This window comes from Pseudomonas sp. G34, assembly GCF_031119625.1.
Classification (GTDB): domain Bacteria; phylum Pseudomonadota; class Gammaproteobacteria; order Pseudomonadales; family Pseudomonadaceae; genus Aquipseudomonas.
In genome coordinates, this window is record NZ_JAVHZV010000029.1 from 236,990 (window position 1) to 256,885 (window position 19,896).

Below are 19,896 nucleotides of genomic sequence, written 5' to 3' on the forward strand. Positions count from 1 at the left end.
ATCAGTTGTCCGCCTCGTGACGGTTGACGCGTGCTTCCAGACGGTTCTGCAAGTGCGCCAGCAGGCTGGAAAGAATCCAGTAGATCACCGTCGCGGCCAGGTACATGGCAAACACCTCGTAGGTGCGCGCGGTGATCAGTTGGGCCTGGCGGAACAGCTCCGGTACCTGGATGGTGGCGGCCAGCGCGGTGTCCTTGACCAGCGAGATGAAGCTGTTGCCCAGCGGTGGCAGGGCCGTGCGCATCGCCTGCGGGAGAATGGCGCGCAGCATGGTCTGACTCTTGCTCATGCCGATGCTGGCCGCGGCCTCCCACTGGCCGCGGTCGATGGAAGCGATGGCGGCGCGCATGATCTCGGCGACATAGGCCGCCATGTTCAGCGAAAAGCCGATCAGCGCCGCGGTCAGGGGCTCGAGTTGCAGCCCCAGCTCAGGCAGGCCGAAGTAGATGATGAACAGCTGTACCAGCAGCGGCGTGCCGCGAAAGAACGAGATGTACACCCGCGCCAGCCAGCCCAGTGGGGCGATGGCGTAGAGCCTGACCAGGGCAAGCCCGAAGCCCAGCAGCATGCCGAAGAACATGCCGCCGAGGCTCAGGACGATCGTCCAGATTGCGCCCTTGAGTAGAAAGGGCAGGGAGTCCAGCACCAGCTGGAATGTTTCCGGCGTCATTGCGTAACGTCAGCCTTGAACCATTTCTCGGAGAGCTGTTTCAAGGTGCCGTCGCTGCGCAGCTTTTCAATGGCCTGGTTGATGACCGCGAGCAGTTCAGGATTGCCTTTGCGCAGGGCGATCCCGGACTCCTGACGGGAGAAGGCATCGCCGGCAACGGCCATGCGCTCGCCGGTCTTGGCGACCATTTCGAATGCAGCCAGTCGATCGACCAGTACCACGTCGATGCGCCCGACGTTGAGGTCCTGGAACTTGGTCGGATCATCGTCGTAGGTGCGGATGTCGGCCTGCGGCACGTTTTCTTTCAGCCACTTCTCGTAGTTGGTGCCCAGGCCGACACCGACCTTCTTGCCGGCCAGGTCCGCAGCGCTCTTGACGCTGTCAGCGTCGCGCTTGCGGGTCAGCGCCTGAATACCCGAGACGGTGTAGGGCGTGGAGAAATCGTATTTCTTCTTGCGCTCATCGGAGATGGTGACCTGGTTGATCACCACATCGATGCGACCCGACTCCAGCGAGGCGAGAATGCCGTCCCACTTGGTGGGCTGGAAGCTGACCTTCACACCGAGCTCCTTGGCCAGCGCGGTCGCGAAGTCCACTTCGAAACCGGCGAGCTTGCCACTTTCGTCCTGGAAGTTGAACGGTGGGTAGGTGCCCTCGAGGCCGACCTTGATGGTGCCGGCATCCTTGATTTTCTGCAGATCATCGGCCGCATGAGCCTGACTTCCCAGACCGGCGAACAGCGCCAGGCCGAGGCTGCCAATAAGGAGATTTCGACGCAATGTGGCAACTATCATCTTCGAGCCTCGGTGGGTGCGTGGGTGGGTGCCTTGGGACGCGGCACTCTAAGGTTGATCGGGTAGTCGAGAAAATAATAAAAAATTATTTGTATATAGCGTTTAGAGAGTCAAGGACTGATACGCAAACAGCGCCGGAGCACCGCCGGTATGCAGGAAAACGATCGGCTTGCCTTCGGCGAATGCTCCCTTGTGGATGCCATCGAGCAGGCCCGCGAAGGCCTTGCCGGTATAAACGGGGTCGAGCAGTAAGCCCTGGCTGCTGGCCAATAGGCGAATGGCGTCCAGGGTACCGGTATTCGGTTCGCCGTAGCGCGGGCCGTAGTATTCGTCCCACAGCTCGATCGCCAGGTTTTCCGGCACCGGAATGCCGAGCAACTCGGCGGTGCGTTCGACCAGCCCCAACACCTTGGGCCGTTGCAGGTCGGCGGGGCGCGACACGGTGATACCCAGCACGCGCCAGTCGGGCAGTACATGGGCCAGCGACAGCGCAAGGCCGGCATGGGTGGCACCGCTGCCGGAGGCGAGCACCAGCGTGCCGCTTGCCAGCCCCTTGGCGCTGACCTGTTCGGCGAACTCCAGGCCGGCCTTTACATAACCCAGGGTGCCCAGCGCGTTGGAGCCGCCGATCGGAATCACGTAGGGGCTCTTGCCGGTGGCGCGCAAGCGCTCGGCCTTGGCCATCAGCAGCAGGTCCGGTTCGTCGAGGTTGTCGACCACCTCCACCCGCGTGCCGAACAGGTCCAGCAGCAGGCGATTGCCGTTATGCAGGTAATTCTGCTCCTGGGTGTCGATGGGGTTTTCCAGCAGGGCGACGCAGGCCAGGCCCAGCTTGGCGGCCAGCGCGGCGGTCTGGCGCACGTGATTGGACTGGATGGCACCAGCGGTGATCAGCGTGTCGGCGTGCTGGGCCAGTGCATCGGCGCCCAGGTATTCGAGCTTGCGCGCCTTGTTGCCGCCCAGGGCGAACAGGGTCAGGTCATCGCGTTTGACATAGATATCACGGCCCATATGGTGCGACAGGCGCAGCAGGTGCTGCAGCGGCGTGGCATGGGGAACCAGTTCCAGTCGCTCGAAACGGTTCAGGGCTTCGCTGATCATGTTCATCAATCCGCAATAGAGGTGCTTTCACTGTAGAAGTGACCGCCCGAAACACAACAAGTGCGCTAGCTTCTACTTATTCTGAAAAGAAATATGAGAATGAATTAAAAGTATTTTCATCGTATAACTATGGGCCGTATCGTCAGCGCGTCGCCCTATCCGGTGCGGCCCATCGCACCCTGCCGCTGTCGATCCCACGGCAATTACCGAGAATAAACATGAAAAAAACGCTTCTGTTGGCTGCATTGGCCGCCGTTCTGACCACCCAGGCTTTCGCCGCGGAAAAACTTACCGTGGCCGCCACGCCGGTTCCTCACGCCGAGATTCTCGAGCTGATCAAACCAAAACTGGCGCAGCAGGGCGTCGACCTCCAGATCAAGGTGTTCACCGACTACGTGCAGCCCAACCTGCAGGTCGCGCAGAAGCAGCTCGACGCCAACTATTTCCAGACCAAGCCCTACCTGGACAGCTTCAACGAGAGCCGCGGTACTGACCTGGTTATCGTCAAGGGCGTGCACGTCGAGCCCTTCGGCGGCTACTCCAGCAAGTACAAGAGCCTCAAGGAGCTGCCGGACGGCGCGACCATCGCCATTCCCAGCGAAGGCAGCAACAGTGGCCGCGCCTTGCTGCTGCTGCAGCATGCCGGCCTGCTGACCCTCAAGGACCCGAGCAACGCCCAGGCGACGCCGAAGGACCTGGCCACCAACCCGCACAACTTCAAGTTCAAGGAACTGGAGGCGGCCATGCTGCCGCGGGTGCTGAATCAGGTCGACCTGGCGCTGATCAATACCAACTACGCCCTGGAAGCCAAGCTCAACCCGAACAAGGATGCGCTGGTACTCGAAGACAAGGATTCGCCTTACGTGAACTACCTGGTCGCGCGCCCGGACAACAAGGACAGCGACGCCATCAAGAAGCTGGCTGACGCGCTGACCAGCCCGGAAGTGAAGGCCTTTATCGAGAAGAAATATTCCGGCGCGGTGGTGCCTGCGTTCTAAGGACCGGTCCACGATCTTCTTAGGCGACATACAGAGGCTGCTGCAAGGCAAGAGCGGCCGTTCCCAGCGTAGGGTGGACAACGCTCTTTTTGTCCACCATTGCGCTCGCAGAGCGGTGGACGGATGAAGCGTCGTCCACCCTACGAAAGGCCGCTATCGCCAGATTGCAGTCAAAGCGCCGAAGTCGAGCCGAAAGATCATGAACGGGCTCTAAGCCGCTGCGGCCGAGACCTGCATCAAGGTCGAGAACTCCATGCTGCCGCTGGCCTTCGTGAAGAAAATCATCTTCAGTTTGTTCTTCTCCCAGTGGCGCCAGGCGCAGTTCGTAGCGTTTCGATTGGCGCGTGATATCGAATGGGAACAGCGCTCTGCTGACGAACGCACCACTGGCGTTGACCAGGCGTTTGCTGGTGCGCGCCGGCATCAGTGCGATGCCTTCGAAGGCTCGACTTCGAGAAAGGCGGCCACCGAGACCTTGAGGCCCTTGGCGATCTTGCACAGTCAGTCCTGGCGATTGCGGCGCAACTCCTCCAGCAACTTGTGTTTGTCGCGCTCGCGCTTGGCAATCACGTCACGCTCGCTGCGGATCTGGGCATGGCTGATCAGGGCAAAGATAAAGCTGCCGCCGATGATATTGCCGGCCAGGGTAGGCCCCGCAAACACCAGCCAGAAATCGCCCCAGCTCACTTCGCCGGCATACACCAGATAAGACACCTCTACCGAGCCGACCACGATATGGGTGAAGTCACCCAGCGCCATCAGGTAAGTGATCATCACGATAATGGCGATCTTGGCGTTTTCCATCGAGGCGATCATCCACACCATGGTGGCGATCATCCAGCCCGAGATGATGCCTTTGGCAAGCATCTTGGACACGTCGTTTTCCATCACCTTACGGCCGATTTCCAGAAACGCCAGGTCGGTCTGGGTATCGAAAATCGGCAGGCGCAGCATCACCCAAGCCACCAGCAGGGTGCCGGCCAGGTTTCCGCATAGCACCACGCCCCAAAGACGCAATAGTCGCCCGACATTGTTCAGGGTCAGCTTGCTCATCACCGGCAGCACGGCGGTCAGGGTGTTTTCCGTAAACAGTTGCTGACGGGCGAGGATCACCGCCAGAAAGCCTGCCGAATAACCGAGGCTGGCGATCACATGACTTTCATCGCTGGGGCCCAACCGAGAGCGGAACAAACCCATGGCCATCAGCGACAGGCCCATGGTCAGCCCGGCGGCCAGCGCCGACCACCATAATGCTGCGATGCTGCGTTCCAGCTCATGGTCGCCCTGGATCCTGATGGTTTCATGCAACACCGCCGCCCGCGGCGGCAGCTTCCCATCGATCTCGCGCTCTTCTTCGGCTGACAGGCCGGGGGTCTTGCCGTCTGCTTGTTCTTGCATACCAGTTACCTTCATGGGGGGAACAACGGAGGCCCGTCTGTCTGAGGATTCAGACCTGCGGCGCCCGGCGTCGTTCTGCCGTGATAAAGGCGTTCTTTGCCTCGCGGCAAAATGGGCTACGGCGCAGCCGTGCGTGAAACGTCAACAGACTCTAGTGCGTAGTGGAATAAGGTTATGATAAAAGGGTTCTTTTAAGGCATAAGGCCATCAGGCACGCTACCGCCCTTATCTGCCCCCTCGCAAGGAATCCTGGATCATGCTGAAGAAACTCCTGCTGGCGACTGCCGTCACCACCTCGCTGCTCGGTAGCGCTGCAGCGCTGGCTGCGGACAAGCCGATTCTCAACGCTTCCTACGATGTCGCCCGCGAGCTGTTCGCCGAGATCAACCCCAAGTTCCAGGCTCATTGGAAGGCCGAGACCGGCAAGGACCTGAAGATCGACCAGTCGTTCGCCGGCACCTCCCGCCAGGCCCAGGACATCATTCAGGGCAAGAAGGTCGACACCGTGACCTTCAACCAGGTCACCGACGTGGACATCCTCGCCAAGCGTGGTCTGGTGCGCAAGGACTGGGCCGAGCAATTCCCCAACCACAGCTCGCCTTACTACAGCACCACCGCGTTCCTGGTACGCAAGGGCAACCCCAAGAACATCAAGAACTGGGACGACCTGGCCCGTTCCGACGTGAAGCTGGTATTCCCCAACCCGAAAACCTCCGGTAACGCCCGCTACAGCTACCTGGGTGCCTGGTTGTACGCCAACGAGGCGTTCAACGGCGATGAAGCCAAGATCAAGGCGTTCGTCGGCAACATCTTGCGTAACGTCGAGAACTTCCCCACTGGCGGCCGTGGCGCCACCGTGGCCTTCGCCCAGAACGGGCAGGGCGATGTGCTGCTCAGTTTCGAATCGGAAGTGGTGAATATCGCCAAGGGCGAAGAATTCAAATCCGGCGAGTTCGAAGTCGTGGTTCCGCCAGTCAGCGTGCTGGCCGAGTTCCCGGTTGCCATCGTCGACAAGGTGGTGGACGAGAAGGGCACCCGTGACGTGGCCAAGGCCTACCTGGACTTCCAGTACAGCAAGGACATCCAGAAGCTGCTGACTACCTACCACTACCGCGTGCAGGACAAGGAAGTGGCCGCCGAGACCGCTGGCCAGTTCCAGGAACTGCGCCTGATCAACCCGACCGACGTGCTCGGCACCTGGGACGAGATCACTGCCAAGCACTTCGATGGCAATGGTATTCTTGACCAGCTTCTTGCCGAAGGCCGGTAATCGGCTTGCAATCGACCGACGGCGATAAGGCAAAAGCGGACGTTCCCAGCGTAGGGTGGACAACGCTCTTTTTGTCCACCATTGCGCTCGCAGAGCGGTGGACGGATGAAGCGTCGTCCACCCTACGAAAGGCCGCTTTCGCCACTTTGCAGCCAGTACAGATGGCGTTACCGCGAAAGAAGAAATAGGCGCCAGTAGGCTGCGGCCAGTAAGCGCCGAACCACCCTGACTATCGAGCCGCATCAGCCGTACTCCACAAACCGCCGACTTCCGGCGGTTTGTGCATTCAAGGATTTCCGAGTGAGCAAGACCCCCATTTTCTTTCTGCAGAATCCGTTGTTGCCGGGCTTCGGCCTGAGTTTCGGTTTCAGCGTCTTCTACCTGTCGCTGGTGATCCTGTTTCCGCTGTCCGCCTTGTTGCTGTATGTCAGCGACATGAGCTGGGCGCAGTACTGGCAGGCGATCAGCGATCCGCGCGTGGTGCAGAGCTACAAGGTGACCATCAGCGGCGCCTTCTACTCGACGGTGATCGCGCTGTTGGTCGGCCTGTTGATCGCCTGGATCATCACCCGCTATGAATTCCCCGGGCGCCGTCTGGTCGATGCCCTGGTGGATCTGCCCTTTGCGCTGCCGACCTCGGTGGCCGGCCTGACCCTGGCGACCCTGCTGGTACCTGGCGGCTGGCTTGGCCAGTATTTCGAGGCCGCCGGCATCAAGATCGCCTATGCCTACCCCGGCCTGGTGATCGCCATGGTGTTTACCAGCCTGCCGTTCGTGGTGCGTACCGTGCAGCCGGTGCTGCAAAGCCTGGGCAGCGAATACGAGGAAGCGGCGCGCACCCTGGGCGCCAAGAAATGGCAGAGTTTCGCCTACGTGGTGCTGCCGAGCCTGACGCCGGCGCTGATCACGGGCGCGTCGCAATCGTTCGTGCGCAGCCTGGGCGAGTTCGGCGCGGTGATCATGATCGCCGGCAACATTCCCTACAAAACCGAAGTGTCGTCGCTGATGATTTTCGTGCGCCTGCAGGAGTTCAACTACCCGGCAGCGGCGGCAATCGCCTCGGTGATTCTTCTGGCTTCGCTGTTCCTGCTGTTCACCTTGCAGGTGGTGCAGGGCCGGCTGTTCAAATGGCAGAGGCAAGGTCGATGAAAAAGCCTCAATCCTGGCATCAATGGCTGCTCATCGGCCTTGGCCTCGGCGCGGTAGCGCTGATGCTGGTGGTGCCGCTGGTGCTGATTTTCAGCAAGGCCCTGAGCGGCGGTTGGGCGACGCTGGTCGACAACCTGTCCCAGGACTACATGCAGCACGCCATCGGCCTGACCCTGCTGGTCGCTGCGCTGACCGTGCCGTTGAACCTGTGCTTCGGCATTCTGCTGGCCTGGTGCGTGACCCATTACGACTTCCGTGGCCGCAAGCTGCTGACCACCCTGGTGGACATTCCCTACGCCGTTTCACCGGTGGTGGCGGGCCTCTGTTACCTGGTCGTCTACGGGCTGGAAACGGCGCTTGGCCAGTGGTTCTACGATAACGACATGCAGCTGATGTTCGCCTGGCCGGGTATCGTCATGGTCACGGTGTTCGTCACCGCGCCCTACGTGGCGCGCATCCTGATTCCGGTGATGCAGTCCCAGGGCAATGACGAGGAAACCTCGGCGCTGTGCCTGGGCGCCAATGGCTGGCAGATCTTCCGCCATATCACCCTGCCCAATATCAAGTGGGCGCTGTTGTATGGCGTGGTGGTCACCAATGCCCGGGCCGTGGGTGAGTTCGGCGCGGTGTCGGTGGTGTCCGGCACCATCCTCAACCAGACCCTGACCCTGCCGCTGCTGGTCGATCAGCTGAACAACGATTACAAGCCCGTAGCGGCCTTCACGGCGGCTGCATTGCTGGCCTGCATGGCGTTGCTCACCTTGCTGCTCAAGACCTACATGGAATGGCGGCAACGGGTGAATATGCAGCGCGCTGCAGAGAGTTGAGTCAGCGCGGGACCTGGGTCAGGTGCCGAGCCAGTGCCGTCTTGAACGGCAGCAGGTTCTGCGCCACACGCAGTCCGGCATCGCGCAGCAGGCGGGTAGCTGCGCGGTCATCGGTGTACAGGCGCACCAGCAGGCTGGTGGCCTGGTACAGCGGCCAGCTGGCACGCTGCTGGGCGCGGGCGTAGCGCTGCAATACCGCCGGCGCGCCAATGTCCCGGCCGTTATGCAACGCGTCGAGCAGGGTGTCGGCCAGACGCTTCTGGCTTTGCAGGCCCAAGTTGAAGCCGTGGGCGGTGACCGGGTGCATACCGACCGCGGCGTCACCGACCAGCGCGCTGCGCAATCCGGCAAAGCGCTCGGCGTACACGCCGACCAGCGGATAGGTGGTGCGCTCGCCGAGCAGCTCCATGCGCCCCAGGCGACCGTCAAAACGCCGCTCCATCTCACGGGCGAACGCCTGCGGATCGAGGCTCATCATCTGGTTCATTTCGCTGGGCGCGAGGGTCAGCACCGCCGAGGCAAGGTTGCCATTCAAGGGCAGCAGGGCGAGGGTCTGGCCGTAGCCGAACCATTCCCAGGCCACCTGCTCATGGCTGCGCTCGTGGGCCATGCGACAGACCAGCATGGTCTTGCCGAAATCTTCCATACGCGCGCCGATACCGAGGCGCCGCCGCGTTTCCGAGAAACGGCTGTCGGCGGCGACGATCAACCGCGCCCGGAGGGGTTGCCCATCGCTTAGCCGCAACGATACCGCGTGGGGCGAACAGCTCAGGTCAACGATGGTGCGCTCGCTGAGCAGCTCGACATCCCTGCATTCGCCCACCGTGGCGAAGGCCGCGCGGCGAATCGCCTGGTTGGGCACCAGGCAGCCCAGACGCTCCTTGCCGACTGCAGCGGCGGCGATGCGCAGGGCATAGGGGGAGGGCCCGTTGAGCACCTGGGCATCACGCAAGGGGGAAATGTCCTCGGGTCGAAACTGCCGCCACAGGCCCAGATCAGCGAGCATCTGCTGGGAGGCGTGGGTGAGGGCGATCTCGCGGCCGTCGAAGGGCGGTGCTGCCAATGTGCAGGCGGGCTGGCGCTCGACGATCCGAATCGACAGGCCCTGGCCTGACAGGGAACGGGCCAGGCAAAGCCCGGCCGGGCCGGCTCCGACGATGACCACATCGGCTTTCATGACTGATTCCCTCGCAACTGAGCAGCCGGCAGTCTAGGTCAGCACCTGCCGGCAAGCCTTGCTCAGGATCAGCTAAACCCCGGGCTTACCAGAAGCCGATGGGGTGACGCTCGTTGATGTAGTCAAGCGGCAGGGCGAAACCCTTGCGGAAGAAGTTGGCCAGGCGGGTATCGATGACCTTTTCGTTGATCGAGGCGAGCAAGGCCTCCTGGCGGTGGATATCGCCACTGTCGGCATAGAACTCTTCGTGCAGCATGCGTTGCGAGGCCAGGTTGGCGACCAGGCTGTAGCTGCTGACGGTGTCTTCCCCCGGGCGGCTGACCGCCAGGATCAGCCGCGGCTTGTCGTGCTCCAGCACCAGGTCGACGACCACGTCGAGGTCATGGTTGCGGGCATAGCTGGCCGCCTCCTCGAACAGCGGTCGCGCCTTTTCGCCCAGGGCAAGGATGAATGCCTGGCGCGTCGAGTCGTCGCTCACGTCATGCAGCTCATGGGTGTCATGCAGTTTGCGCAGCGTATTCACCTGTCGTCCCCTCGAATGTTCGGCTGTCTAGGCTGTGAGAAACAGCCTGCCCGTAGAGTTCAGCCGACACGATCAGCGGTCTGCGCTAATTGCTTCGGAACTTGTATGCCTTGGGCACTGCCATAGACACACAGTAACGATTGGGTAGGAGACATTCGCGGGCATGCAAAACATCGAGCAGGCGGTCCATTTCCTGGAAAAGTACAACCTGGTGTTGAGCACTGCAGAGTCGGCCACGGCCGGCCTGCTGGCCGCGACGGTGGCCGCCGTGCCGGGTTGTGATGGCGTGCTCGAGAGCGGCTTCGTGGTGTATTCCAAGCGCGCCATGCAGACCTCGCTGGGCGTCAAGCCGGAAACCCTCGAGACCTTCGGCATGAACAGCGAAGAGGTGGCCCGCGAGATGGCCCTTGGCGTGCTGATGGCCAGCAGCGCCGACATCATCCTGGCGATTACCGGCGCACCGACTGCCGATGACAAGCGCGGCCAGGAGGTCTACGACGGTGCCATGTGCTTCGCCTGCGCCACGCGCCTGGCCGAGCATCAGGGGGTGACCAGCGAGACCGTGACCTTCCCCGGAGACAACAACGAACGGCGCGCCGCCGCTGCGCGCCATGCCTTGCTGCGACTGCCTTATTACTACGAGCGGCTGCGTCAGACCTCCTGATGCAGCCGTTTCAGCGACTTGAGCAACATTGACCATTCAAGGAAAACACATGATCAAGAAATGCCTGTTCCCTGCCGCCGGTTATGGCACCCGCTTTCTTCCGGCGACCAAGGCCATGCCCAAGGAAATGCTGCCTGTGGTCAACACGCCGCTGATCCAGTACGGCGTCGAAGAAGCCCTGAATGCCGGGCTGACTGAAATCGCCATGGTCACCGGTCGCGGCAAGCGCTCGCTGGAAGACCATTTCGACATCAGCTACGAGCTGGAACACCAGATCCGCAATACCGACAAGGAAAAGTACCTGGTCGGCATCCGTCGCCTGATCGACAACTGCACCTTCTCCTACACCCGCCAGGTGGAAATGAAGGGCCTGGGCCATGCGATTCTCAGCGGTCGCCCGCTGATCGGCGACGAGCCGTTTGCCGTGGTGCTGGCCGATGACCTGTGCCTGAACGTCGGCGGCGATGGCGTGCTGACCCAGATGGTCAAGCTGTACAACCAGTTCCGCTGCTCGATCGTCGCGGTGCAGGAAGTGCCGATGGACGAGATCCACAAGTATGGCGTGATCGCCGGCGAAACCATCCGTGATGACATCTTCCGCGTCAGCCACATGGTCGAGAAGCCAAAAGCCGAAGATGCGCCGTCGAACCTGGCGATCATCGGCCGCTACATCCTGACCCCGGATATCTTCGACCTGATCGAGAACACCGAGCCGGGCAAAGGCGGTGAAATCCAGATCACCGACGCGCTGATGAAACAGGCACAGGACGGCTGCGTGCTGGCCTACAAGTTCAAGGGGCAGCGTTTCGACTGCGGCGGCGCCGAGGGTTACATCGAGGCAACCAACTTCTGCTTCGAGCACCTGTACCGCGAAGGCCGTGGCTGATACGCGACACTGATCGAGAAAACCGGGCCACGTGCCCGGTTTTTTATTGCCTGCGCCTTGTTGACCTGGGCCATACGGCGATCACCATCTGCGGATACAATCGCCCAAGGCCCGGCAGCTCCAAACAGATGGATCGGATGGCTGCGCGCAGGGTCGATAACAGTGGCCGATGCGCAGCGATCGCGCTTGGTCATTGCCCTGCAAGTTGGCAAACTGCCTCTTCACCTATTCAGCGCTCGTGCGCCGGTTACCCGATGATCATCAACACTCTGGTTTTTCTCGCCACCCTGACCGCCATGGAAGGCGTGGCCTATTACGCTCACAAATACGTGATGCACGGCTGGGGTTGGGGTTGGCACCGTTCGCACCATGAGCCGCGCGAGGGCTGGTTCGAGAAGAACGACCTGTACGCCGTGGTGTTCGCCGGGCTGGCCATCGTGCTGATCGCCCTGGGTACTCAGGGCATGCACCCACTGGAGTGGATCGGCGCCGGCATGACGGCTTACGGCCTGCTGTATTTCGTGGTGCACGACGGCCTGGTGCATCACCGCTGGCCGTTTCGTTTCGTGCCGCGCAGCGGCTACCTCAAGCGCCTGTACCAGGCGCATCTGATGCACCACGCGGTGGAGGGCAAGGAGCGCTGCGTGTCGTTCGGCTTTCTCTATGCCCCGACTACGGCGCGTCTGAAGGCGCAGTTGCGGGCGATGCACGATGGTCCGCTGCGCAAGACGGACGCGGACGTTGCCACAGCTGCGCGGAGCGAGCCGGCCAGCGCGCGAAGCGACTCGTAAGCGCGCGCCACAAACCGATCGACACGGCGCCGATCTTCTCCGCCTTGGAGGTTGAAATGCGCTCGTCCCAGGCGTGTTCACCGGCTTCCAGCACCTTCATGCCGATCTGTCGATACACCGCAGCGGCCGTCGCCACTGCCCAGGCCGAACGCCAGGGCAGGGCGGCAAGGCCCGCCTGGGCACTGGCATAATAGGGCTCGGCCAGCTCCACCAGACGCTGACCAAGCACGGCGATGGCGGGCCGGTGATGAATGTCGGCGACCTGGTCACGTGGTACGCCCAGCTCCTCAAGCCACTGTTCGGGCAGATAGCAACGGCCTACCGCTGCGTCAGGGATGATGTCGCGGGCGATATTGGTCAGCTGAAAGGCCAGGCCCAGGTCGCAGGCACGATCCAGCGTCGGTTCGTCGCGCGCGCCCATCACCCGGGCCATCATCAGGCCCACCACGCCAGCGACGTGGTAGCAGTATTGCAGGGTGTCATCGAGGCTCAGGTAGCGCCGCTCCAGCACATCCATCTCGAAGCCGGCCAGGTGCTCGAGGGCGTGCTGCTCGGCAATCTGGTGGGCGAGCACCACCTGGCGAAAGGCGGCGAATGCCGGGTCATCCAGCGCTTCACCGTTGTACACGGCGCGGGTCTGGGCCTTCAGGTGGGCGAGGCGTCGCTCGGCTTCTTCGCGGCTGATCGACACCGCATCGTGGCCGGCTTCCTGGCCGTCGATCACATCGTCGCAGTGCCGGCACCAGGCGTAGAGCATCACGGCGCCGCGGCGGGTTCGCTCGTCGAACAGCTTCGACGCCGCGGCGAAGCTTTTCGAGCCCACCGCGATGCTCTGGTTGGCGTGCTCGATCAGCGCGTCATCCTGCGCCGCCTTGCCCGTCATGGCTGCAAATCCTCGATCATCAGGCCGGCGGTGGCCTTGGCCGAACCAATCACCCCCGGCACGCCCGCGCCCGGGTGGGTGCCGGCGCCGACCAGGTAGAGGTTGCCGAGCTGGGCGTCGCGGTTGTGCGGGCGGAACCAGGCGCTCTGCTGCAGTACCGGCTCCAGCGAGAACGCCGAGCCCTGGTACGCGTAAAGCTCGTCGCGAAAATCATCCGGGGTGAAGATCCGGCAGGTCACCAGGTCCTCGCGCAGGCCCGGCATGTAGTGCTCTTCGAGGTAGGCGAGGATACGGTCGCGGTAGCGCGGGCCTTCGACGCTCCAGTCGATGGGGGCATTGCCCAGGTGCGGCACCGGCGACAGCACGTAATGGCTGGAGCAGCCTTCGGGCGCCAGGCTCGGGTCGGTCACGCAGGGCGCATGCAGATAGAGCGAGAAGTCCTCGGCCAGGGTCTGGCCCTTGAAGATTTCCTGGATCAACTCGCGGTAGCGTGGCCCGAAGCACACCGTGTGGTGCTGCAGCTGCGGCTGCGGGCGCTTGAGGCCGAAATGGATCACGAACAGCGAGTTGCTGAAGCGCTTGCCCTTGAGCCGCTTGCCTTCCTGGCGCCCACGCGGGTGGCTGGCCAGCAGCGTGTCGTAGGTGTGCACCACGTCGCCGTTGGAGGCCACGCTGTCAGCGGCGAAATGGCGGCCGTCCTGCAGGCGCACGCCGGTGGCGCGGTTACCGCTGGTGTCGATGGCGGCCACGTCGGCATTCAGCTCCAGCGTGCCGCCGAGGTCTTCGAACAGCTTGACCATGCCCTGCACCAGGGCGCCGGTGCCGCCCCTGGGAAACCACACACCCCATTCACGTTCCAGCGCATGGATCAGCGTGTAGATCGACGAGGTGGCGAACGGGTTGCCGCCCACCAGCAGCGAGTGAAAGGAGAACGCCTGGCGCAGTTTGTCGTGCTCGACGAAGCTCGACACCATCGAGTAGACGCTGCGCCACGCCTGCAGGCGCGCCAGCTGCGGGCCAACCTGCAGCATGTCGCGAAACGACAGGAAGGGCACCGCGCCGAGCTTCAGGTAGCCCTCCTTGAACACCGCTTTCGAGTAGGCGAGAAAGCGCTGGTAACCGGCCACGTCGGCAGGGTTCAGGGCGGCGATCTGCCGATCCAGATCGGCCTGGTCATTGGCGTAGTCGAACTGCGTGCCGTCTTCCCAGCACAGGCGGTAGAACGGCGCGACCGGCAGCAACTCGACGTAATCGCCGATCTTGCGGCCGCTGAGGGCGAACAGTTCTTCGATGGCGCTCGGGTCGGTGATCACCGTGGGGCCGGCATCGAAGGTGAAGCCCTGGTCGCGGTACACGTAGGCACGGCCGCCGGGCTGGTCACGTTTTTCCAGCAGGGTGGTCTGGATGCCGGCGCTCTGCAGGCGAATGGCCAGGGCCAGCCCGCCAAAACCCGCACCGATGACGATGGCAGTTTTCGCTTGGTTCATGAACGAGTCTCGAAATGCCTGGGGGCGTGGCGCATGGCCGCCCGCATGGCTTGATCAACGGGCACCGGCGGCTTGCCGATAAGAATGCGTGCGCGGTCGTACCAGGGGTTGCTGCCAGCGTAGAAACGCTCGATCAGCCCCGCGGGCAGGCCGTAGAAACGTTGCATCACCTGCCAGCGATCCTGGGGGCGGCCGGCCAGGAACAGCATGCGGTTGAGCAGCCGGTAAAAGCCCTGGTTGCGCCATTCGCCACGAGCCTGGGCGCGCAGGTCGCGGGCCAGGGTCGCGGCGTCGCGCAGCTCGTAGGCCACCAGCCAGTCGACCAGGCGCACGGCGTGGGGCAGGGAATAGCCGGTGGTGCAATGGAACAGCCCGGCCCGCAGCCCGGCCAGCGGCTGGCCAGCGGCTTCATCCCAGAAAGCGTCGAAATCGCCGGCCAGGGTGATGGGCAGGATGCCCTGTTCCTCGCGCAGGCATTCGGCCACCTGCCAGCCGTGCTGCCTGGCGTAGGCGGCAATGTGCTCGCGAAGCTGCTCGGTGCTGGCGCGATGGTTGTCGACGTAGTGGGTGTCTTCGATCAACAGCGTGTCCGCCGAGAAGGGCAGCACGTAGACGAAACGATAGCCGTCGCCCTGGGGCACGCGCGCGTCCATGATGATCGGCGCGGTCAGCCCGTGGGGCTGTTCGAGGCGCAGCAGCTGGCCGACGAAAGCCTGCTGGCCAAGCACCAGATTGCTGCTCTGCCGCGCACCGCGGCCATCGATCACTGCGCGGGCCTCGAGGCGTTCGCCGCTTGCCAGCAGCACGTGGGTCGGGCTGATCTCGCTGATGCTGCTGTTCAAGCGCAGGGAAGAGCCCAGCGCCGGGGTGATCACCTCGGCGAAGTGCTCGCCGGTGATGCTGGCGTAACCGCTGTCCATGGCCCGCGACAGATAGGGGAAGTGCACCTGGTAGCTTGCCCAGCGCTTGACCACCAGCGGCTCCAGCCAGCGGTGCTGCGCTTCGCTCAGGTCGCCATCGTGGAACGACCAGGTATGGTTGCCGCCCAGGTGTGGCTGCTCTTCGATGCACAGTACCTTCAGGTCCGGCCGCTGTTGCTGCAAACGCCAGGCGATAAGGCCATTGGCGAGGCCGCCGCCAGCAAGAATCAGGTCATGGGTCATAGGGTGTGCGCCTGTGTCGTGGCGTGCTCGACCACGGCGGCCTCGACGATATCGGCAGCCCGCGCAACGCCGCCTGCCTGCTGCAGCTCCTCGATCAGCGCATCGAAACCGGGCAACGGTTGTGCGAGCAGCGCCCGCAGCGCACTTTCGATACGTGCTGCACTGGCGCGCCGGCTCAATTGACTGCCCACGCCGCGATAGGCCACACGGGCCGCGACACCTGGCTGGTCGAAGGCAATCGGCATCACCAGCATCGGCGTGCGGGCGGCAATCGCATCCATCACGGTATTCAGGCCGCCATGGGTAATCACCGCATCGGCCTGCTCCAGCGCCCATTGCTGGGGCGCGAAATCGGTCACCCAGGTAGCGCCGCAGTCGATCAGCCGGCGCTCCTGGGCGGCGTCCAGTTTGCCGCAGTGGGCGATCAGCAACTGGCCGTCGAGGCGCTTGCAGGCCTTGGCGATGCGCTCGAACAGCGTGAGGCGGTCACCTTGCAGGGTACCCAGGCTGGCGAAAAAAAACGGCCGCTGCTTGTCGATGGGCCACTCACCCTGCCGGGGCGCCAGCGGGCTGCGCAGCGGGCCGACCGCATGGAAACTGGCCGGCAACTGGCTGCGCGGAAAGTCGAAGCCGGGCAGGGTCTGGCTGATCTGCGCCAGCGGCGACAGGCATTCGTGCAAGGCGGTGCGCGGCGGCACGCCCAGGCGCAGCGCTGCGTCGTTGATCACCTTGCCGAGCGGCTTCATCAGCCAGTCGTACACCTGACTGCTGCCGCGGTACATGTGCTGGCTGCGCTCGTCGCTGGCGTAGGCGAAGGGCATTACCGGCAGCGGCAGGCCGGGCTCGCGATTGACCGGCAGCGCACAGGCGACGGATACGAACGGCAATCCCAGGCTTTCGGCAACCAGCCCGCCAGCCGGCTCCATCTGGTCGCAGAGCAGGGCATCGATCCCGTTGTCCGCCAGCGCTTGTGGCAGCTCGTTGCAGAGCATGGCGGTGGTGCCCGCCATCTGTTTGATGATCCGTCGCAGGCCCCAGGGCGTATCCGGGTGCGCCGCCTGATGCAGGGTGCGCTCCAGGCTGCCCGGCGGATGGCTGCTGGCACCCACCGAGCGAAAGCTGACGCGCGGCTCGCTGAGCCAGTGAGCGGCGTCGGACTGATGAAAGAAGGTCACCCGATGGCCACGCTCGATCAGTTCGATGGCGAGGGCCTGCAAGGCCTGGAAGTGGCTGTAGTAGGGCGGTGCGACAACGGCGAAGTGGCTCATGCTTGGCCCGTCAGTAGCGGCGCGTGACGTAGCGCGGCGAGGTTGGCCGAGGCGGTGCAGAAGCAGGCCGTGCGCAGTTGCCGGATAACGATCTGGAAATGCTCGATCACCGCCTCGGTCGACAGCGTGGCGCCGGGCAGCGCACCAGCCGCCTGGCCGACGATATCGGCGCCCAGGCGAATGGCTTTGGCCGCATCGACACCATCGCGGATACCGCCAGAGGCGATCAGGGTGGCCTGTGGCAGCGCCTCGCGTATCGCCTGCACGGCGCTCGCGGTGGGAATGCCCCAGTCGGCGAAGGCCATGGCTACCGCGCGATCGGCTTGATTGGCCGCGCGCTCGCCTTCCACCGCGGCCCAGCTGGTGCCACCTGCGCCGGCCACGTCGATGACCTGCACGCCAGCCTCGACCAGCGAGCGGGCTACCGCTGCCGACAAGCCCGCACCGACTTCCTTGACCACCACCGGCACGTCCAGGCTGCTGGCAACACGCTCGATCTGCCTCAGCACGCCACGCCAGTCGCGGTCGCCTTCGGCCTGCACGGCTTCCTGCAGCGGGTTGAGATGGATGATCAGGCCGTTGGCCTGCAAGGTATCGACCGCGCGGCGGGCCAGGTCGAGGCCGTCGGCCTCGAGCAACTGGGCGGCGCCGATATTCGACAGCAGCACGATATCCGGGGCCAGGCGGCGCAATTCGCGGGTCAGCCCCTGGTCATTGCCGGTCTGCAGGCTGACCCGCTGGGAGCCGACGCCCATGGCGATACCCAGCTCCTGCGCGGCTTCGGCAAGGTGGCGGTTGATGGCTTCGGAGCGGTCGGCGCCGCCGGTCATCGAGCTGATCAGCAGCGGCGCCTGCAGCGTGACGCCGAGCAAGGAGGCGCGCAGATCGATAGCCGCGTGGTCGAGCTCGGGCAGGGCGCAGTGCTCGAACTGCACCGCTGACCAGCCAGCACTGATGCGTGACACCGCCTTGTGCCGGTCCAGAACGATATCCAGGTGATCATCCTTACGCCGACTGAGGTCGCTATTATTCATGCAGGCTCCATTGCGCCGGAATCATTTTCAAGTGCACGCGGTCTGTGCAAAACGGAATAATCGAATAGCATGTCGATTCAGCCGCCTTGTACAAGTCTTCTACAACCCACTGGCGGGCAAGATTATCAGGCAACCGCGCGCATTAGACGTTCCAACATTACAAATCGGCTTTGGTTACGAACGTTTCAATGTCACGATCGTACACTGCCGTGACCTTGCAGTACTGGAAGGTATGTTCGGGTACTGCAGGAATACAGAAGAAGAGAGTGAACGATGACGGCTTATGCGACTGCGACGATCGACAGCGGATTTACCGAACACCTGATGCAGCTGCGGGCGGCCATTGATGGCCGGCTCGATGAGCTGCTGCCAGCCGCCAGCAATGAGCGCGATCTGGTCGCCGCCGCCGTTCGCGATGGTGCTCTGGCGCCGGGCAAGCGCATGCGTCCGCTGTTGCTGTTGCTCGCGGCCAATGGCCTGGGCGCCAGCCAGCACCACGCGCTGGACATGGCCTGCGCCATCGAGATGGTGCACGCCGCCTCGCTGATTCTCGACGACATGCCCTGCATGGATAACGCCCAGTTGCGCCGGGGCAGGCCGACCGTGCACCTGGCGTTCGGTGAGGACATCGCCATCCTCGCCGCCGTGGCATTGCTGTCGCGAGCATTCGGCGTGGTCGCGTCGATCGATGGGTTGCGCCCGCTGGTGCGCACCCAACTGGTGGAAATTCTGGCCAATACCGTGGGCTCCCAGGGGCTGGTACAGGGGCAACTGCAGGACTTGCGTGATGGCAAGCATGCGCGCAGCGAAGAAGAGATCGCCGCCACCAACAACCTCAAGACCGGTGTGCTGTTCAGCGCGATCATGGACATGGCGTACCTGATCAGCGATGCACCCAAGCCGGTGCGCAGCGTGCTGCAGCGCTTCGCCATCGAACTGGGGCATGCCGTGCAGCTCTATGATGACCTGCAGGACATCAACCCCAACAGCGACAAGGATCAGGGCAAGGATGACGGCAAGTCGACCCTGCTGGCCCTGTATGGCGAGCAGAAAGTGCGCGAGCGCCTCGATGGGCACCTGGCGCGCGCCCAGGTCTGCCTGGATGAAGCCTATGGCGGCGACGTCTACATCGCCCGCTTCTTGAGCATGTTGTTCGCCTGACTACTGCGGCAGTGCCTCGAGGGCGCCCTGCAGTGCGGCGGCATCGCTGAAACGCTGCTCGCGGATCACCTTGCCATCTTCCAGCTCCAGCCACTGCACGGTTTCCCGATCACCGTCATAGCGGCTGGCGACCCGGCCGGTCTGGTCGAGCATGATGCGGTACTTGGCCGAGCGCATGGCCGGCACTGCCACCATCTTCGCCAGCGACGGCATCTTCTCGATATCCGCCACATAGACCACGTGGCGGGCATCCAGGAAACCTTCCTGCTTCTCTTCCAGCGCGCCATTGACCAGGCGTGCGGTAGACATGCTGCGCGCCACCAGCACCACGCGGGCGCTGTCATCCAGGGTGTAAGCCTTCTCGAATTGATCCAGTAGCGTCCAGCGCGTCGGTACTGGCGCCTCACCGCCTGCCCAGGCAGATGAACAGACAACACTGAACAACAGGATGCTAAGACGCTTCATGGTGGGCCGCTCTGTCGGAAATTGGCAGCACAATAGAGCGCAGCGGTGCTGCTTGCCAAATATTTTGCGCTCGCCCGCAACGCCGGGGCTTATCTGCGCGGCCGGGGTTTGCCCGGGCGCAGCAAATCGCTGGGCGAGGCTACCTTTCGACATGATTGTTAATTAGAATCGATCTCGTTATTGATCT

Annotated in this window: 20 protein-coding genes and 1 pseudogene; 8 read left to right on the forward strand and 13 right to left on the reverse strand. The window is 63.2% G+C overall.

All coding sequences use genetic code 11. The annotated features are described in order from the left end of the window. Position 1: 1 nt before the first annotated feature. From tcyL to QYS36_RS19410, 3 genes are all read right to left on the reverse strand, one after another. Entirely contained in the window at positions 2-670 is a 669-nt protein-coding gene (tcyL, locus tag QYS36_RS19400; protein ID WP_308841010.1) for a cystine ABC transporter permease, read from the reverse strand. Beyond that, positions 667-1,464 carry a cystine ABC transporter substrate-binding protein gene (gene tcyJ / locus QYS36_RS19405; protein ID WP_308841011.1) on the reverse strand — a complete coding sequence of 266 codons (798 nt, stop codon included), beginning with the start codon at positions 1,462-1,464 and terminating at the stop codon, positions 667-669. The genes tcyL and tcyJ overlap by 4 nt, the downstream gene beginning before the upstream one ends. 102 nt (positions 1,465-1,566) lie before the next feature. Further along, the gene (locus tag QYS36_RS19410) at positions 1,567-2,565 is read right to left on the reverse strand and encodes a D-cysteine desulfhydrase (RefSeq protein WP_308841012.1); all 999 of its coding nucleotides are present in this window, start codon (positions 2,563-2,565) and stop codon (positions 1,567-1,569) included. 218 nt (positions 2,566-2,783) lie between these two features. On the opposite strand from QYS36_RS19410, the gene QYS36_RS19415 reads away from it, so the two are divergent. Further along, on the forward strand, positions 2,784-3,563 hold the full coding sequence (locus QYS36_RS19415) for a MetQ/NlpA family ABC transporter substrate-binding protein (protein ID WP_308841013.1): 780 nt from the start codon (positions 2,784-2,786) through the stop codon (positions 3,561-3,563). A 286-nt stretch (positions 3,564-3,849) separates the two neighbouring features. Here the strand turns inward: QYS36_RS19415 and QYS36_RS19420 are convergent. Both QYS36_RS19420 and QYS36_RS19425 read right to left on the reverse strand, forming a co-directional pair. Continuing rightward, positions 3,850-4,064, reverse strand: a pseudogene (locus tag QYS36_RS19420) (XRE family transcriptional regulator); the annotation flags it as partial. Then, complete coding sequence (locus QYS36_RS19425) at positions 4,065-4,961, reverse strand: formate/nitrite transporter family protein (protein WP_308841014.1); 897 nt, start codon at positions 4,959-4,961, stop codon at positions 4,065-4,067. A 256-nt stretch (positions 4,962-5,217) separates the two neighbouring features. Between QYS36_RS19425 and cysP the strand changes: the two genes are divergently transcribed. The 3 genes from cysP (at position 5,218) to cysW (ending at position 8,207) form a co-directional block, all read left to right on the forward strand. Beyond that, positions 5,218-6,231 carry a thiosulfate ABC transporter substrate-binding protein CysP gene (gene cysP, locus QYS36_RS19430; protein ID WP_308841015.1) on the forward strand — a complete coding sequence of 338 codons (1,014 nt, stop codon included), beginning with the start codon at positions 5,218-5,220 and terminating at the stop codon, positions 6,229-6,231. 300 nt (positions 6,232-6,531) lie between these two features. Next, positions 6,532-7,380, forward strand: a complete 849-nt coding sequence (gene cysT / locus QYS36_RS19435) for a sulfate ABC transporter permease subunit CysT (RefSeq protein ID WP_308841016.1) — start codon at positions 6,532-6,534, stop codon at positions 7,378-7,380. Beyond that, on the forward strand, positions 7,377-8,207 hold the full coding sequence (cysW, locus tag QYS36_RS19440; RefSeq protein WP_308841017.1) for a sulfate ABC transporter permease subunit CysW: 831 nt from the start codon (positions 7,377-7,379) through the stop codon (positions 8,205-8,207). The genes cysT and cysW overlap by 4 nt, the downstream gene beginning before the upstream one ends. 1 nt (position 8,208) lies before the next feature. Here cysW and ubiM read toward each other — a convergent pair whose 3' ends face one another. Then, positions 8,209-9,384: a 5-demethoxyubiquinol-8 5-hydroxylase UbiM gene (gene ubiM, locus QYS36_RS19445; protein ID WP_308841018.1), complete on the reverse strand. Its 1,176-nt coding sequence runs from the start codon at positions 9,382-9,384 to the stop codon at positions 8,209-8,211. An 85-nt stretch (positions 9,385-9,469) separates the two neighbouring features. Then, positions 9,470-9,907: a hypothetical protein gene (locus QYS36_RS19450; protein ID WP_308841019.1), complete on the reverse strand. Its 438-nt coding sequence runs from the start codon at positions 9,905-9,907 to the stop codon at positions 9,470-9,472. Positions 9,908-10,070: 163 nt separating this feature from the next. On the opposite strand from QYS36_RS19450, the gene QYS36_RS19455 reads away from it, so the two are divergent. From QYS36_RS19455 to QYS36_RS19465, 3 genes are all read left to right on the forward strand, one after another. Then, positions 10,071-10,571: a CinA family protein gene (locus QYS36_RS19455; protein WP_308841020.1), complete on the forward strand. Its 501-nt coding sequence runs from the start codon at positions 10,071-10,073 to the stop codon at positions 10,569-10,571. Positions 10,572-10,620: 49 nt separating this feature from the next. Beyond that, on the forward strand, positions 10,621-11,457 hold the full coding sequence (gene galU, locus QYS36_RS19460; RefSeq protein WP_308841021.1) for a UTP--glucose-1-phosphate uridylyltransferase GalU: 837 nt from the start codon (positions 10,621-10,623) through the stop codon (positions 11,455-11,457). Positions 11,458-11,711: 254 nt separating this feature from the next. Continuing rightward, entirely contained in the window at positions 11,712-12,248 is a 537-nt protein-coding gene (locus tag QYS36_RS19465) for a sterol desaturase family protein (RefSeq protein ID WP_308841022.1), read from the forward strand. On the opposite strand, the gene crtB is transcribed toward QYS36_RS19465, so the two are convergent. From crtB to fni, 5 genes are read right to left on the reverse strand one after another with little or no spacing between them, the layout of a single operon-like run. Beyond that, positions 12,130-13,131 (reverse strand): 15-cis-phytoene synthase CrtB, encoded by a 1,002-nt coding sequence (crtB, locus tag QYS36_RS19470; protein WP_308841023.1) that lies wholly within the window; start codon positions 13,129-13,131, stop codon positions 12,130-12,132. The genes QYS36_RS19465 and crtB overlap by 119 nt on opposite strands. Further along, the gene (locus QYS36_RS19475; RefSeq protein ID WP_308841024.1) at positions 13,128-14,618 is read right to left on the reverse strand and encodes a phytoene desaturase; all 1,491 of its coding nucleotides are present in this window, start codon (positions 14,616-14,618) and stop codon (positions 13,128-13,130) included. The genes crtB and QYS36_RS19475 overlap by 4 nt, the downstream gene beginning before the upstream one ends. Further along, positions 14,615-15,781, reverse strand: a complete 1,167-nt coding sequence (gene crtY / locus QYS36_RS19480) for a lycopene beta-cyclase CrtY (RefSeq protein ID WP_308841025.1) — start codon at positions 15,779-15,781, stop codon at positions 14,615-14,617. Before crtY ends, QYS36_RS19475 begins: the two co-directional genes overlap by 4 nt. Continuing rightward, positions 15,778-17,049: a glycosyltransferase gene (locus QYS36_RS19485; RefSeq protein ID WP_308841026.1), complete on the reverse strand. Its 1,272-nt coding sequence runs from the start codon at positions 17,047-17,049 to the stop codon at positions 15,778-15,780. The genes crtY and QYS36_RS19485 overlap by 4 nt, the downstream gene beginning before the upstream one ends. Then, positions 17,046-18,083 carry a type 2 isopentenyl-diphosphate Delta-isomerase gene (fni, locus tag QYS36_RS19490; RefSeq protein ID WP_308841027.1) on the reverse strand — a complete coding sequence of 346 codons (1,038 nt, stop codon included), beginning with the start codon at positions 18,081-18,083 and terminating at the stop codon, positions 17,046-17,048. Before fni ends, QYS36_RS19485 begins: the two co-directional genes overlap by 4 nt. A 273-nt stretch (positions 18,084-18,356) precedes the next feature. On the opposite strand from fni, the gene QYS36_RS19495 reads away from it, so the two are divergent. Further along, positions 18,357-19,244, forward strand: coding sequence for a polyprenyl synthetase family protein (locus QYS36_RS19495; protein WP_308841028.1), 888 nt, complete (start codon positions 18,357-18,359; stop codon positions 19,242-19,244). Here QYS36_RS19495 and QYS36_RS19500 read toward each other — a convergent pair whose 3' ends face one another. Then, entirely contained in the window at positions 19,245-19,709 is a 465-nt protein-coding gene (locus tag QYS36_RS19500) for a hypothetical protein (protein WP_308841029.1), read from the reverse strand. It abuts the gene before it with no gap. Between the last annotated feature and the right edge of the window lie 187 nt (positions 19,710-19,896).

Bases quoted from the DNA above. Each gene is read 5' to 3' on its own strand.
- tcyL (WP_308841010.1), bottom strand. From the start codon at position 670: ATGACGCCGGAAACATTCCAGCTGGTGCTGGACTCCCTGCCCTTTCTA.
- QYS36_RS19485 (WP_308841026.1), bottom strand. From the start codon at position 17,049: ATGAGCCACTTCGCCGTTGTCGCACCGCCCTACTACAGCCACTTCCAG.
- crtB (WP_308841023.1), bottom strand. From the start codon at position 13,131: ATGACGGGCAAGGCGGCGCAGGATGACGCGCTGATCGAGCACGCCAAC.
- QYS36_RS19500 (WP_308841029.1), bottom strand. From the start codon at position 19,709: ATGAAGCGTCTTAGCATCCTGTTGTTCAGTGTTGTCTGTTCATCTGCC.
- QYS36_RS19495 (WP_308841028.1), top strand. From the start codon at position 18,357: ATGACGGCTTATGCGACTGCGACGATCGACAGCGGATTTACCGAACAC.
- cysP (WP_308841015.1), top strand. From the start codon at position 5,218: ATGCTGAAGAAACTCCTGCTGGCGACTGCCGTCACCACCTCGCTGCTC.
- cysW (WP_308841017.1), top strand. From the start codon at position 7,377: ATGAAAAAGCCTCAATCCTGGCATCAATGGCTGCTCATCGGCCTTGGC.
- galU (WP_308841021.1), top strand. From the start codon at position 10,621: ATGATCAAGAAATGCCTGTTCCCTGCCGCCGGTTATGGCACCCGCTTT.
- QYS36_RS19455 (WP_308841020.1), top strand. From the start codon at position 10,071: ATGCAAAACATCGAGCAGGCGGTCCATTTCCTGGAAAAGTACAACCTG.
- QYS36_RS19425 (WP_308841014.1), bottom strand. From the start codon at position 4,961: ATGCAAGAACAAGCAGACGGCAAGACCCCCGGCCTGTCAGCCGAAGAA.
- tcyJ (WP_308841011.1), bottom strand. From the start codon at position 1,464: ATGATAGTTGCCACATTGCGTCGAAATCTCCTTATTGGCAGCCTCGGC.
- fni (WP_308841027.1), bottom strand. From the start codon at position 18,083: ATGAATAATAGCGACCTCAGTCGGCGTAAGGATGATCACCTGGATATC.
- ubiM (WP_308841018.1), bottom strand. From the start codon at position 9,384: ATGAAAGCCGATGTGGTCATCGTCGGAGCCGGCCCGGCCGGGCTTTGC.
- QYS36_RS19465 (WP_308841022.1), top strand. From the start codon at position 11,712: ATGATCATCAACACTCTGGTTTTTCTCGCCACCCTGACCGCCATGGAA.
- QYS36_RS19475 (WP_308841024.1), bottom strand. From the start codon at position 14,618: ATGAACCAAGCGAAAACTGCCATCGTCATCGGTGCGGGTTTTGGCGGG.
- crtY (WP_308841025.1), bottom strand. From the start codon at position 15,781: ATGACCCATGACCTGATTCTTGCTGGCGGCGGCCTCGCCAATGGCCTT.
- QYS36_RS19415 (WP_308841013.1), top strand. From the start codon at position 2,784: ATGAAAAAAACGCTTCTGTTGGCTGCATTGGCCGCCGTTCTGACCACC.
- QYS36_RS19410 (WP_308841012.1), bottom strand. From the start codon at position 2,565: ATGATCAGCGAAGCCCTGAACCGTTTCGAGCGACTGGAACTGGTTCCC.